The following is a 12,549-nucleotide window of genomic DNA, read 5'->3' as shown; positions in this document are numbered from 1 at the left end:
CCAGTCTAGGACGCGGTGTAGCGGATCCCGTCGGCGTGGTCGGCCCGCGTGGCCTCGCCGCGGGCGACGAGCAGGTCCAGGTGGGCCTTGGTCTCCATGGAGGCCATGCCCTGGCTGAAGACGTCGAGCTCGTCGTAGGCCTTCTCGTGGCGGGTCCAGCCCAGGTCCTGCGCCACGACGTGGGCCGTGGTGGTGCGGTGCTCGCGCAGCGCCTTGGCGCACAGGTCGAGCCGGTCCTCGTGGTGTGCGGTCAGCTCGTCGACGCGCTCGTGGGTCGACGGCGCGACCGGTCCGTGCGCGGGCAGCACCTGCAGGTCCGGCAGGGCACGGACCCGCGCCAGCGAGGACATGAAGTCGCCCAGCGGCTGGTCGGTCGGCGGCACGGTGAAGCCGATCGAGGGGGTGATGGTCGGCAGCACGTGGTCGCCGGCGAAGAGGAGCCCGTCGTCGGTGTCGGCGAAGACGTAGTGGCCCGGCGTGTGACCGGGGGTGTGGACCGCATCGACCGTGCGACGACCGAGGTCGATGGTGAGGTCGCCCTCCAGCCAGGCGTCGGGCATGCGCCACAGCGAGGCGTCGGGCAGCTCGCCGTCCTCGCCCGCGAGCCAGAGGTCGGCGATGTCGCGGGCCCCCGCACTGACCAGTACGTCGATGAAGGGGCTGTGCGCGAGGTCCTCGGCGTTGTTGAGGAGGTCCAGCGCCGGCTGCTCGCCGCGCCCCAGCGACACCGGGACGTCGTACTCCGCGCCGAGCACCGAGGCCATCGTGTAGTGGTCGCGGTGGACGTGGGTGACCAGGAACCGGCGGATGTCGCCGAAGCCGTAGCCGACCTGTGCCAGGCACTTCTCCAGCAGCTCGCGGGCGACCGGGATGGCCCAGCCGCCGTCGATGAGGGTCAGCCCGTCGTCGCTCTCGACGACGTAGACGTTGATCGCCTTCAGCCCGTCCATCGGCAGCGGCAGCGGGATGCGGTGGATCCCGTCGGTGACGCGCCAGGCGCCCTCGGCGGCCCAGTGCTCGCCGGAGTCCGGCGAGATCGCTGCGCCCGTGCTCACTCCCGATGCCATGGCGCGACTCTACGAGTCCGAGGTGGGCTCCAGGTCGGGCAGCCCCAGGTCCAGGTTGGGCTGCAGCAGGCCGCCGTCGACCTCGAGCATCTTGCCGGTGAGGTACTTCCCCGCGGGCGAGGCGAGGTAGAGGACGGCCGCGGCGATGTCCTCGGCCTCACCGATGTGGCCCAGCGGGGTCGCACCCTCCATCTGCTGCCGCGTCTCGGGGACCCCCGCCACGAACTCCAGCGCGCTGGTCATCACCGAGCCGACGTAGACGCCGTTGACCCGGACCTGCGGCGCGAGGTCGGTCGCGGCGAGCCGCGACCAGTGGGCCAACGCCGCCTTCGCGGTGCCGTAGGCGAGGTAGCCGCGGCCCGGGGAGCGCCCCATCATCGAGGAGATCGAGGTGACCGACTTCTGGCGCGGGGCGTCCGGGGTGCCGGCCGAGGCCAGCATCAGCGGCACCGCCGCCCGGGTCAGCGCGTGGGCGGTGGAGACGTTGAAGTGGAACGACTCCTCCAGGTAGGCCACGTCGGTGTCGAGGAAGGCATTGGGGATGGTGCCGCCGACGTTGTTGACCACGACGTCGAGGCGGCCGAACTCGTCGTACGCGCGCTGCGCGAGGGCGGCGACGGCCTCGGTGTCACTGAGGTCGGCGGGGACGACGACGGCCGTGCGGCCGGTGTCCTCGACCCGGTGGGCGACCTCGTCGAGCTGGCCCTCGGTGCGCGAGGAGAGCACGACGTCGGCGCCGGCCTCGGCGAGCGCGACGGCGGTGGCGGCGCCGATGCCGCGCCCGGCACCGGTGACGACGGCGACGTGGTCGGTGAGCGTGAAGCGGTCGAGGATGCTCACCAGACACCGTCCCCGACCAGCGAGCCGGCGCCGGTCGACCGGACTCCGGTGGCGACCAGGCCGCGGCCGGTGACCAGCGGCAGGTCCAGCGGCGTCCGCAGGCCCGGCTCGGCGGCCACGACGGCGGGCACGGCGTTGATCAGCCGCTGGGCGGTCACGATCATCCCGGAGACGTTGTGGTCGCCGTGTTCGCCGTGGTGGGTGAAGTCGACCTTCATGTGGGGCTCACCGGTGATCTCGACCCGGTAGCAGCCGTCGCCCTCGTGCGGCGTCGGCCAGTCCTCGTCGGTGGTCGCGTCGGTGCGGGTGACGTGCTCGAGGGTGATCCGCGGCTCGCCGCCCACGGTGCCGACCACGCGGAAGCGGACCGAGCCCATGGTCCCCTCGGCGACGTCGACCGACGCGGTCTCGACCGCCCGCGGTGCGGGACGGCGTTCGACCTCCTCCAGGAGCGGCTCGTCCAGGGTCACCCCGAGCCCGTCGGCGAGGAGGCGTACGACGGGACCCCAGGCCGTGGTGAGGATGCCCGGCTCCCAGAGCATGGCCGCGAAGTCCAGCGGCTGGCCGAAGCCGAACAGGTCGCGCATGACGACGGGTTGGTAGTAGGTGGAGTAGTCGGCGATCTCGCTGACCTTGAGGTGGTCGATGCGCTGGCTGAGGCTGCTCATGACCAGCGGGAGCACGTCGTTGGCGAAGCCGGGGTCGATGCCGTTGACATGGAGGCTGGCGTTGCCGTCGCGACCGGCGGCGTCGATGTCGGCGATCATCTCCGGCGGCAGCGTGCCGGCCCGGTGCAGCAGGATGACCGGCCCGCTGGAGACGACGTTGACGCCGTCACGCAGGAACCCGGTGAGGTCCCCGATGGACTCGAAGACCCGGTCGTCGGTCATCGCGCCGTGCACGATGCAGTCGGGCCGCAGCGCGACCAGCTCGTCGCGGTCGGTGGTCGCCGCGATCCCGACGTCGCGTCCGAGCTCGGCGAGCCGGCCGACGTCGACGCCGTGCTTGGCCTCGCTGGAGGTCCACACCCCGACCAGCTCGAGGTCGGGGTGGGCCAGGACGCCGGCGATCGCGTGGCGGCCGATGGTGCCGGTGGACCACACGACGACGCGGAGGGGCTGGTCGGGAATCACCTGGGACATGGACCCAACCTAGAACACGTTCTATTTCAGTGGAAGGGGTCGCGCCTCACAGCGGGTCGACCACCCATTCCGGGCACCGGGTGCCGGAGTAGATCGTGGGCATGCAGCGGTTGCAGTGGATGCAGGCGCCCTCGGTCGCAGCGCCGTCGCGCAGCCGCTGGACGAGGTCGGGCTCGCGCAGCAGGGCGCGGCCCATCGCGACGTACTCGAACCCGTCGGCCATCGCCTGCTGCATCGTGGCCAGCCGATTGATGCCACCCAGCAGCATCAACGGCATCGACAGCGCATCGCGGAAGCGCAGGGCCTTGTCGCGGAAGTAGGCCTCCTCGAAGGGGTACTCCTTGAGGAAGCCGCGACCGACCGGCGTCCGCATGCCCCAGCGGACCAGGGGCGGCATCGCGTCGGCGAACTCGTTCACCGGCGCCTCGCCGCGGAAGAGGTACATCGGGTTCATCAGCGACGACCCGCCGCTGAGCTGCAGGGCGTCCAGGTGCCCGTCGGCCTCGAGCAGCTGGGCGAACTCCAGGCCGATGTCGGTGGTGACACCGCCGCGGAACCCGTCACCCAGCGACGTCTTGGCGGTGACGGCCGCCGCGTCGCCGACCTCCTCGCGGACGGCGCGGGCGACCTGGCGCGCCAACTTCGCCCGGGACACGAGCGGGCCTCCCCAGCGGTCGGCGCGCCGGTTGAGGCCCGGCGCCAGGAAGGAGGACAACAGGTAGCTGTGGGCCATGTGCAGCTCGAGCACGTCGAACCCGGCGTCGACCAGGACCCGCGCCGCGGCCACGTAGGCACGGGTGATGCGGGTCAGGTCGCGCTCGGTCGCGGCGCCGACCAGCTGCATCGACAGCGGGCTGGGCATGCGGCTCGCCGCGACGGCGCGTACGCCGTTGGAGCGGCCGTTGGCCACGGGCCCGGCATGGCCGACCTGCCCGGCGATCGCCGCCCCCTCCTGATGGACGGCGTCGGCCAGCCGCGCGAGGCCGGCGCGGGTGTCCTCGCCGACGACGATGACCTCGCGGTGGGTGCGCCCCTCGGGCGCCACCGCGAGGTAGGCGACCGTGGTCAGGCCGACGCCGCCGCGGGCCGGGGCGAGGTGGTAGTCGATCAGCTCGTCGGTGACCTGCCCGTGCGGCGTACGCCCCTCGAAGGTGGCCGCCTTGACGGTGCGGTTGCGCAGCCGGACCGGCCCGAGGTCGGCAGCGGCGAAGACGTCGGTCACGACCGGAACTGTAACGCGTTCCACTCGACGGACCCTTGTTGGCATCATGCCAACTGACCTAGGATCGGTCCCGGCGGAAGGAGACGTCCATGCCCCCACGGCTCGCCCTGCCCATGCGCTCGCTCTGGCGTCGGCGCAACGAGGAGCTCGACCCCGAGGTCGACTTCGTCGAGATCTACCGCAACCTGACGTTGTACGAGTTCCCCTGGGACTTCAACCAGTCACTGAGCCTGGCGCTGTTCCGCACCTACGCGGTGCCCAGCATCGGCCGGCTGCTGCACGAGACGCGCCAGTTCGAGGAGCGCTGCCAGCAGCGCTACGACGACACCGCGCTCCTGCTGGAGGCGCCCCTGGTCCACGGCTTCGACAGCGAGGCCGGGCGCACCGGCGTACGCCGCGTCAACCAGATGCACAAGATGTATGACATCAGCAACGACGACATGCGCTACGTGCTCTCGACGTTCGTCGTGGTGCCGCAGCGCTGGATCAACGACTTCGGCTGGCGCCGCCTCACCGAGGGCGAGCTGCGGGCCATGGTCAACTACTTCCGCACGCTCGGCCAGCACATGGCGATCCGGGACATCCCCGAGACCTACGACGAGTTCATGCACCTCATGGACGACTACGAGCGTGAGTACTTCGCCTACGACGAGGGTGGTCGCAAGGTGGCCGACGCGACGCTGGACCTGCTCAAGGACTTCTACCCGCGTCCGGCCCGCGGCGTGCTGGACGTGTTCAGCCGCGCCCTGATGGACGAGCCGCTGCTCACGGCGTTCCGGTACGACGAGCCGGGCCGGCCCGCGCGCCGGGCCTCGGCGGCCGCACTGCGGGCACGCGCCCGGGTGCTGCGCCACACGCCGTCGCGGCGCAAGCCGACCTACGTCATCGACAGCCCGCGGATCCGGTCCTACGCCCCCGGCAGCTTCCGGCTGGCCGACCTGGGGACCTTCCCGGCGACCGCCCAGGGCTGCCCGGTCCACCGGGACCCGGTGGACGCCTGAGCCCGGGTCGGCACACCCGGACTGAGCCCGCCGGGTCGGGTCAGCGGGCCCGGCGGGTGATCCGCTCGATGTCGTGGATGACGACCGAGCGGGGCTCGAGCCGGACCCAGCCTCGGGAGGCGAAGTCGGCCAGCGCCTTGTTGACCGTCTCCCGGGAGGCGCCGACCAGCTGGGCGAGCTCCTCCTGGGTGAGGTCGTGGTGGACGTGCACGCCGTCGTCGGCGGTACGGCCGAACCGGTCGGCGAGGTCGATCAGCGCCTTGGCGACCCGGCCGGGCACGTCGGAGAACACCAGGTCCGCGACGACGTCGTTGGCCTTGCGCAGGCGGCTGGCGAGCTGGCCCAGCAGGCTGTTGGCCACCATGGGGCGGCCGTCGAGCCACTTGAGCAGGTCGTCGTGGGTGAGCGAGGCGAAGTTGCTGTCGGTCACCGCGGTCACGGTCGCCGAGCGCGGTCCGGGGTCGAAGAGCGAGAGCTCGCCGAACATCTGTCCCGGGCCGAGGATCGCGAGGAGGTTCTCGCGGCCGTCGGCGGACGAGCGGCCGAGCTTCACCTTGCCCTCGATCACGATGTAGAGCCGGTCACCGGCATCGCCCTCGTGGAAGAGCACCTCTCCACGACGCAACCCCGTCTCGGTCATCGACGTCCGCAGCGCGGTGGCGGCCTCGTCGTCGAGCGAGCTGAACAGCGGAGCCTGACGGAGTACGTCGTTATCCACTCTTCCTCCAAACCTGTTGTCGGGCGTGCCGCCACGACGGGGCGACCTGAGCATCCTATAGGTAGTGGCGCAGTTCACAGCGACTTCCCGGTACCTCTGCGCCGCGCGCCGGCACGGCGCTCCCCGCGTCGAGGTGGCGCCGGAGCTGTCCCCACCGCCGATTACGCTGTCCGAGTGCCGCCCAGCGTGAGATCCCGAGTCGAAGCCGGAGAGACGCGCACGCAGTTGGTGCGCCGAGCACGACGGATCAACCGCGTCCTGGCCACAACCTATCCCGAGGCCGGTCCCGAGCTCGACTTCGACGACCCGTTCCAGTGCCTCGTGGTGACCGTGCTCAGCGCACAGACCACCGACAAGCGGGTCAACGCCGTCCGGCCCCACCTGTTCGCGGCCTACCCCGACGCCACCGCGATGGCCGGGGCCGACCGCACCCATCTGGAGTCGCTGATCGGCTCGCTCGGCTTCTTCCGCGCCAAGACCGATGCGCTGCTCAAGCTCAGCGCCCAGCTGGTCGAGGAGTTCGACGGCGAGGTCCCCCGGCGGCTGGAGGACCTGGTGCGGCTCGCGGGAGTCGGCCGCAAGACCGCCAACGTGGTGCGCGGCAACGCCTTCGACCTGCCCGGCATCACCGTCGACACCCACTTCGGTCGGCTCGCGCGGCGCTTCGCGTGGACCGACGAGACCGACCCGGTCAAGGTCGAGCACGCGGTCGGCGACCTGTTCGACAAGCGCGACTGGACGATGCTCAGCCACCACCTGATCTGGCACGGCCGTCGCCGCTGCCACGCCCAGAAGCCGGCGTGCGGTGCCTGTCCGGTCGCGCGCTGGTGCCCGTCGTACGGCGCGGGCCCGACCGACCCCGACGTCGCGGCGAAGCTGGTGCGCAGCGAGGGACGCGCATGAGGAGCCGGCCCGGGCCACGTGCGGTCCTCCCGGCGTTCCTGGTCGCCGTCGCCGTGCTGTTGGCGGGCTGCGACCAGGCCGAGCCGTTCTCCGCCGCGTGCAAGGTCGAGGTCGACACCGGCGACCTGCAGCAGGAGCGCACGCAGGCCGGCATCCCCGACTGCGACCCCGAGCGGGCCGGGACGGACGCGGGCGAGCCGGCCGACCTGCCCGACGTCGACCTGCCGTGCCTGGGCAGCGAGGCCACCATGTCGCTCTCGGAGGTCACGGGGCCGGCGATCATCAACTTCTGGGCCTCCAACTGCGGGCCGTGCCGCAAGGAGATGCCCGCCCTCGCGGAGTTCCAGGAGCAGTACGGCGACCAAGTCCCTGTCCTCGGTGTCGACTACCTCGAGACCTATCCGAGCGCGGCGCTGGAGCTGGCCGCCGACAGTGGCACCAACTACCCGAGCCTGGCCGACCCGTGCGGGGAGCTGCAGCAGACCGACCTGGTGATCCAGGGGCTCCCGGTCTTCCTGTTCGTCCGTGCCGACGGCAGCGTCGAGCGCACCACCGGCGGCGTCGAGACGCTCGCGGAGGTCGTCGAGAAGGCCGAGAGCAACCTCGACGTCGACCTCGACGCGGGGGCGACCCGGTGACGCCCGCGCTCGGGCTGCCCGACGTCGTACCCGACCTCCCGGAATGGCTGCACCCCGTCCGCGACGGTGCCGCGCGGATCCAGGGCAGTGACCTCACCCGGTTCCTGCCGCCGGAGGGGTCCGACCCGCGCCGCGGGTCGGTGCTGATGCTCTTCGGCGAGGACACCGACGGCGAGGGCGGCCCCGACCTGCTGCTGACCGAGCGGGCGCACGACATGCGCTCGCACCCGGGCCAGGTCTCCTTCCCCGGCGGCAAGATCGATCCCGGCGAGAGCGTCGTGGCCGCCGCCGTCCGCGAGGCCGAGGAGGAGATCGGGGTCGCCCCCGCCTCCGTCGAGGTCTTCGCCGCGCTGCCCGAGCTCTGGCTCCCGCCGTCGAATTTCGCCGTCACCCCGGTGATCGGCTGGTGGCGTGACCCGCACCCGGTCACCATCACCTCCCCGGAGGAGGTCCACGAGATCCACCGGGTCTCGCTGGCCGAGCTCATCGACCCCGACCACCGCATCCAGGTCCGTCATCCCAGCGGCTGGGTGGGCCCGGGTTTCCTCATCGGCGAGGACAAGGACGTGATCCTGTGGGGATTCACCGGCGGAATCATCACCCGGTTCCTCGACTTTCTGGGATGGTTGCCTCCGGTCCCGGAGCCACCGGTGCACGAACTACCTGACTACATGCTCGCGGAGTACCCCGACCGGTCCGCGGACGAGCTGGACATCCTGGAGGAGGACGCGGAGTGATGAACTTCCTCGACGTCCTGCTCCTGCTGCTGGTCCTGGCCTATGCCCTGTCGGGCTACTGGCAGGGCTTCATCACCGGCGCCTTCGCCACCGTCGGGCTGCTCGCCGGGGGCCTGTTCGGCATCTGGCTCGCCCCGATCGCGCTGTCGGGCGTCGAGCCCTCGATCTGGGTCTCGCTGGGCGCACTGTTCATCGTGATCCTCAGCGCTTCGCTGGGCCAGGCGGTCCTGCAGTACGCCGGCAGCAAGGTCCGCGAGAAGGTCACCTGGCAGCCGGCGCGGTTCCTCGACGCGCTGGGCGGTGCCGCGCTCAGCGCCTTCGCGGTGCTGCTGGTCGCCTGGGCCCTGGGGGTCGCCGTCTCGGGCACCCGCATCGTCGGCGTGACCGAGCAGGTGCGCAACTCCCAGGTCCTGTCGAAGGTCAACGAGGTGCTGCCGAGTTCGGCCCCCAGTGCGCTCGGCGCCTTCAACAACGTGGTCGGTCTCGGTTTCTTCCCGCGCTACCTCGAGCCGTTCGCCCCCGAGCGCATCGTCGAGGTCGGGCCCGGCCCGCGACGGGTGCTGGAGGACCCCGACGTCGTCGCGGCCCGTCGCAGCGTGCTCAAGGTCCGCGGCACCAACGTGTGCGGCCGCGGCGTCGAGGGCACCGGCTTCATCTACGAGGACAACCGCGTGATGACCAACGCCCACGTGGTCGCCGGCGTCCGCGAGCCGGTCGTCGAGATCGGGCAGGAACGGGTGCCCGCGCAGGTCGTCGCGTTCGACTCCGACCTCGACATCGCCGTACTCCGCCTCGACACCCAGGACCTGCCCTCGCTGCAGTTCGACATCCAGGGCGGCCCGGCCGCGGAGGCCCGCGACCCGGTGGCCGTGCTCGGCTACCCCGAGGACGGGCCGTACGACGCCCAGCCCGGCCGCATCCGGTCCGAGCAGCGGCTGCGCTCACCCGACATCTACGGCCGCGGCACCGTGCTGCGCGACGTCTACTCGATCCGGTCGCTGGTGCGGCCGGGCAACTCCGGTGGCCCGATCGTCACCGAGGACGGCGACGTCGCCGGCGTGGTCTTCGCTGCGTCGGTCACCGACAACGAGACCGGGTACGCCGTCACCGCGGGCCAGGTCTCCGAGATCGCCGATGCCTCCCGCGACGACACCTCCCCCGCCTCGACCGGCGACTGCGCCGCGTGAGTGAAAGGAACCCGATGAGTGAGCACGAGTCCGTCCGCTACCACCATGCCGACGGGTGTGCCCGGATCACGTTGACCAACCCGTCCGCGGGCAACCCGCTGACGCCGGAGTCCGGCGACGCGCTGCTCGCCGCGATCCTGCAGGCCAAGGCCGACGCCGCTCGGGTGATCGTGCTGGCGGCGGAGGGGCGCTTCTTCTCCGTCGGCGGTGCGCTGGACGGCTTCGCCGAGGCGAGCGACCCGAAGTCGCACCTGCTCGAGCTCGCCGAGGGCGCGCACCGGATCGTCACCGAGCTCAAGCGCTGCGACGCGGTCGTGGTCAGCGTCGTGCAGGGCACGGCGGCCGGCGTGGGGTTCCCGTTGTCGGCGGCGGCCGACATCGTGCTCGCCGCCGACTCGGCGCAGTTCAGCCTCGCCTACGCCAAGGTCGGACTCAGCCCCGACGGTGGCGGCACGCTGCTGGTCAACACCCTCGGGATGCACCGCACGCTGCGGCTGGCGATCCTCGGGGACCTGCTCTCGGCACAGGAGGCGCACGCCGCGGGGCTGCTGGCGCGCGTCGTACCGGCCGAGGAGCTGGAGGCCACTGCCGAGGAGGTCGTCGCGACGCTGCTCGCCGGCTCCCGCGACGCGCAGGTCGCCGCCAAGCACCTCATCCGCGACCTGACCGAGCCGGCCGCCGAGTCTGCCCTGCGGCGCGAGGCCGAGTCGATCAGCCACCTCGGCTCCTCCCCCAGCGGCCAGGAGGGCATCAGCGCCTTCGTCGAGAAGCGCGCCCCCACGTTCCACTGACCGAGTCGGCGTGAACTCGGCCCACGAACGGGTCGAGTCGGCGTGAACTCGGCTCAACGACGGCGCTCAGTGCCGAGTTGGCGCCGACTCGGCGCCCCGGACAGCCGAGTTGGCGCCGACTCGGCGAGGTCAGCGGCGGGCGAGGTAGGCCAGCTGGGCGCGGACCGACCACTCGGCGGCGCCCCACAGCGACTCGTCGACGTCGGCGTAGACGACCTCGACGACGCGGCGGGGCAGGGTGTCGTGCTCGGCGACGTCGGGCGGCAGGTCGGTGGGGGTGAGGCCGAGTCGCTCCAGGGCCGCCTCCACCTGCGCGAGGCGCTGGCGACGGTGGACGACGTAGTGGTCGAGGACGCCGGCGGCATCGTCGAGCACCGGGCCGTGCGCCGGCCAGAGCGTGTCGACCCGGTCCTCGCTCACCAGGGCGCGCATCCGCGCGATGGAGTCGAAGTACGCCGACAGCTCGCCGTCGGGGTGCACCACCACCGTGGTCCCCCGCCCCAGCACCATGTCGCCGGTCAGCAGGGCGCGCTCGGCCGGCAGCACCAGCGAGATCGAGTCCGAGGTGTGGCCCGGCGTGGTGAGGACCTCGGCCTGAAGGCCACCGACGTCGATCCGCTCGCCGTCGGTCACCGGCTCCGAGCGCCAGCACAGCTCGGGGTCGAGGGCGCGGACGCCGCACCCCATGCGCTCAGCGAAGCCGCGCGCCGCCTCGGAGTGGTCGAGGTGGTGGTGGGTCAGCAGCACGTACTCGACCTGCCCGGCCGACTCCGCGACCGCGTCGAGGTGCTCGTCCACCACGGGACCCGGGTCCACGACGATCGACCGCTCCGCACCGGGCTCGCGCAGGACCCAGGTGTTGGTGCCGTCGAGCGTCATGACACCGGGGTTGGGGGCGAGCACGCACCGTCCGCGCTCACCGAAGGCGCCACCGTTCCACTCCGGCTGCTGGGTCATGGCCGCCGTGCCGCGAGCAGGGGACGCAGCTCCTCGGGGATGGTCAGCGTGAAGCCGTCATCGAGGCGCTCGACCTCGGGCATGAACATCGCCACCTCCCGGTCCGCGGCGGCCAGCACGTCGGCCACGCTGCGGTGCTGGCCGACGTGGAGGCAGGTCAGGTAGGTCGGCGGCAGCATCGCCATCCGTGACGCCTCGACGTCCTCGGCCGCCGAGGTCGCGCCCTGCCAGACCACCGAGGAGGACTCGGTGGAGACGTCGCGCGTGCGCTGCCCCTCCGGCAGCGCCGCCACGAAGAACCACGTGCGGTAGCGCTTGGGCTCGAAGACCGGCGTCAGCCAGCCCGACCACGCGCCGAGCAGGTCGGTGCGCAGCACCAGGCCGCGGCGGGCGAGGAAGTCGGTCATCGCCAGCTCGCGCGACTCCAGCGCCACGCGGTCGGCCTCCCAGTCCTCGCCGGTGGTGTCGGCGACGACGGAGTCCTCCGACGGGCCGGCGAGCAGCACGCCGGACTCCTCGAAGGTCTCGCGCACCGCGGCGCAGACCAACGCCCGCGCCACCTCCTCGTCGGTGCCGAGCAACCGGGCCCACTCCGCCGGGGAGGGGCCCGCCCACGAGACGGTGCCGTCGAAGTCGCGCTCGTCCACGCCGCCCCCGGGGAAGACGCACATGCCGCCGGCGAAGTCCATCGAGACCTGCCGCCGCATCAGGTAGACCTCCGGCCCACCGGCGCTGCCGGCCGCCGCGTCGCGGAGCAGTACGACGGTCGCGGCGTTGCGCGGCTCGGCCGGCTCCCGCGTGCCGTCGGCGTACTCCTGCGCCACCTGCGCGACCTTCTCCGGCAGCGGCACCGGCGGGACCGGGATCTGCATCAGGAGGCGACCTCGACGGTCAGCTCGACCTCGACCGGCGCGTCCAGCGGCAGCGCCGCGACGCCGACGGCGGACCGGACGTGCACGCCCGCGTCGCCGAAGACCTCGCCGAGCAGCTCCGAGGCGCCGTTGGCGACGCCGGGCTGGGCGGTGAAGGCCGGGTCGGAGGCGACGAACACGACCACCTTGACGATCCGGGTGATCGCGGACAGGTCCCCGGTCACCGACCGGACGGCGGCCAGCCCGTTGAGGGCGCACTGCCGTGCGGCGTCGTACGCCGTCTCCGGCGTGACCTCCGCACCGACCTTGCCGGTGGCCAGCAGCTCGCCGTCGCGCATCGGCAGCTGGCCCGCGGTCAGCACGTGGTCGCCACTGCGCACCGCGGGGACGTACGCCGCCACGGGCGGCACGACGTCGGGCACGCTCAGCCCGAGCTCGGCCAGCCGCTCCTCGGGGGTGCTCGCCGCGGCCATG

14 protein-coding genes are annotated in these 12,549 nt (G+C 72.3%); 6 read left to right on the top strand and 8 right to left on the bottom strand.

Annotated elements, in window-relative coordinates; all coding sequences use genetic code 11:
• Positions 1-5 precede the first annotated feature (5 nt).
• Genes KUV85_RS15475 through KUV85_RS15460 form a run of 4 tightly spaced genes read right to left on the bottom strand, consistent with a single transcriptional unit; the run spans position 6 to position 4,271 of the window.
• Positions 6-1,067, bottom strand: a complete 1,062-nt coding sequence (locus tag KUV85_RS15475) for an MBL fold metallo-hydrolase (protein ID WP_219960783.1) — start codon at positions 1,065-1,067, stop codon at positions 6-8.
• Between the two features lie 9 nt (positions 1,068-1,076).
• On the bottom strand, positions 1,077-1,907 hold the full coding sequence (locus KUV85_RS15470) for an SDR family oxidoreductase (RefSeq protein ID WP_219960782.1): 831 nt from the start codon (positions 1,905-1,907) through the stop codon (positions 1,077-1,079).
• Positions 1,904-3,049, bottom strand: a complete 1,146-nt coding sequence (locus KUV85_RS15465) for a hypothetical protein (RefSeq protein WP_219960781.1) — start codon at positions 3,047-3,049, stop codon at positions 1,904-1,906. The genes KUV85_RS15470 and KUV85_RS15465 overlap by 4 nt, the downstream gene beginning before the upstream one ends.
• Positions 3,050-3,095: 46 nt before the next feature.
• Entirely contained in the window at positions 3,096-4,271 is a 1,176-nt protein-coding gene (locus KUV85_RS15460; protein WP_237690156.1) for an NADH:flavin oxidoreductase, read from the bottom strand.
• 89 nt (positions 4,272-4,360) lie between these two features.
• Between KUV85_RS15460 and KUV85_RS15455 the strand changes: the two genes are divergently transcribed.
• The gene (locus tag KUV85_RS15455; protein WP_219960780.1) at positions 4,361-5,272 is read left to right on the top strand and encodes an oxygenase MpaB family protein; all 912 of its coding nucleotides are present in this window, start codon (positions 4,361-4,363) and stop codon (positions 5,270-5,272) included.
• A 40-nt stretch (positions 5,273-5,312) separates the two neighbouring features.
• Here KUV85_RS15455 and KUV85_RS15450 read toward each other — a convergent pair whose 3' ends face one another.
• Positions 5,313-5,990, bottom strand: a complete 678-nt coding sequence (locus KUV85_RS15450; protein ID WP_273543992.1) for a Crp/Fnr family transcriptional regulator — start codon at positions 5,988-5,990, stop codon at positions 5,313-5,315.
• Between the two features lie 225 nt (positions 5,991-6,215).
• Here KUV85_RS15450 and nth point away from each other — a divergent pair, with 225 nt between their 5' ends.
• The 5 genes from nth to KUV85_RS15425 are packed head-to-tail and all read left to right on the top strand — an operon-like array spanning position 6,216 to position 10,246.
• Positions 6,216-6,893: an endonuclease III gene (gene nth / locus KUV85_RS15445; protein WP_425299367.1), complete on the top strand. Its 678-nt coding sequence runs from the start codon at positions 6,216-6,218 to the stop codon at positions 6,891-6,893.
• A complete protein-coding gene (locus tag KUV85_RS15440; RefSeq protein ID WP_219960778.1) occupies positions 6,890-7,531 on the top strand; it encodes a TlpA family protein disulfide reductase in 642 nt (213 codons plus the stop codon). The genes nth and KUV85_RS15440 overlap by 4 nt, the downstream gene beginning before the upstream one ends.
• On the top strand, positions 7,528-8,268 hold the full coding sequence (locus KUV85_RS15435) for an NUDIX hydrolase (protein WP_219960777.1): 741 nt from the start codon (positions 7,528-7,530) through the stop codon (positions 8,266-8,268). The genes KUV85_RS15440 and KUV85_RS15435 overlap by 4 nt, the downstream gene beginning before the upstream one ends.
• Positions 8,268-9,455: a MarP family serine protease gene (locus KUV85_RS15430; RefSeq protein ID WP_219960776.1), complete on the top strand. Its 1,188-nt coding sequence runs from the start codon at positions 8,268-8,270 to the stop codon at positions 9,453-9,455. Before KUV85_RS15435 ends, KUV85_RS15430 begins: the two co-directional genes overlap by 1 nt.
• Before the next feature lie 14 nt (positions 9,456-9,469).
• Positions 9,470-10,246, top strand: a complete 777-nt coding sequence (locus tag KUV85_RS15425; protein WP_219960775.1) for an enoyl-CoA hydratase/isomerase family protein — start codon at positions 9,470-9,472, stop codon at positions 10,244-10,246.
• Positions 10,247-10,375: 129 nt separating this feature from the next.
• Here KUV85_RS15425 and KUV85_RS15420 read toward each other — a convergent pair whose 3' ends face one another.
• The 3 genes from KUV85_RS15420 to KUV85_RS15410 are packed head-to-tail and all read right to left on the bottom strand — an operon-like array spanning position 10,376 to position 12,548.
• On the bottom strand, positions 10,376-11,203 hold the full coding sequence (locus KUV85_RS15420) for an MBL fold metallo-hydrolase (protein WP_219962927.1): 828 nt from the start codon (positions 11,201-11,203) through the stop codon (positions 10,376-10,378).
• Entirely contained in the window at positions 11,200-12,075 is an 876-nt protein-coding gene (locus KUV85_RS15415; protein WP_219960774.1) for an NUDIX hydrolase, read from the bottom strand. Before KUV85_RS15415 ends, KUV85_RS15420 begins: the two co-directional genes overlap by 4 nt.
• Positions 12,075-12,548: a RidA family protein gene (locus KUV85_RS15410; protein ID WP_219960773.1), complete on the bottom strand. Its 474-nt coding sequence runs from the start codon at positions 12,546-12,548 to the stop codon at positions 12,075-12,077. Before KUV85_RS15410 ends, KUV85_RS15415 begins: the two co-directional genes overlap by 1 nt.
• Position 12,549: the final 1 nt, after the last annotated feature.

Source organism: Nocardioides panacisoli (assembly GCF_019448235.1).
In the GTDB taxonomy this organism is placed as follows: Bacteria; Actinomycetota; Actinomycetes; order Propionibacteriales; family Nocardioidaceae; genus Nocardioides; species Nocardioides panacisoli_A.
The sequence above is the reverse complement of the archived record's forward strand: the minus strand, read 5'-3'. Positions and strand labels throughout refer to the sequence as shown.

Coding starts and splice junctions, on each gene's coding strand:
- KUV85_RS15465 (WP_219960781.1), bottom strand. CDS start 3,049: ATGTCCCAGGTGATTCCCGACCAGCCCCTCCGCGTCGTCGTGTGGTCC.
- KUV85_RS15425 (WP_219960775.1), top strand. CDS start 9,470: ATGAGTGAGCACGAGTCCGTCCGCTACCACCATGCCGACGGGTGTGCC.
- KUV85_RS15410 (WP_219960773.1), bottom strand. CDS start 12,548: ATGGCCGCGGCGAGCACCCCCGAGGAGCGGCTGGCCGAGCTCGGGCTG.
- KUV85_RS15420 (WP_219962927.1), bottom strand. CDS start 11,203: ATGACCCAGCAGCCGGAGTGGAACGGTGGCGCCTTCGGTGAGCGCGGA.
- KUV85_RS15430 (WP_219960776.1), top strand. CDS start 8,268: ATGAACTTCCTCGACGTCCTGCTCCTGCTGCTGGTCCTGGCCTATGCC.
- KUV85_RS15455 (WP_219960780.1), top strand. CDS start 4,361: ATGCCCCCACGGCTCGCCCTGCCCATGCGCTCGCTCTGGCGTCGGCGC.
- KUV85_RS15415 (WP_219960774.1), bottom strand. CDS start 12,075: ATGCAGATCCCGGTCCCGCCGGTGCCGCTGCCGGAGAAGGTCGCGCAG.
- KUV85_RS15440 (WP_219960778.1), top strand. CDS start 6,890: ATGAGGAGCCGGCCCGGGCCACGTGCGGTCCTCCCGGCGTTCCTGGTC.
- KUV85_RS15475 (WP_219960783.1), bottom strand. CDS start 1,067: ATGGCATCGGGAGTGAGCACGGGCGCAGCGATCTCGCCGGACTCCGGC.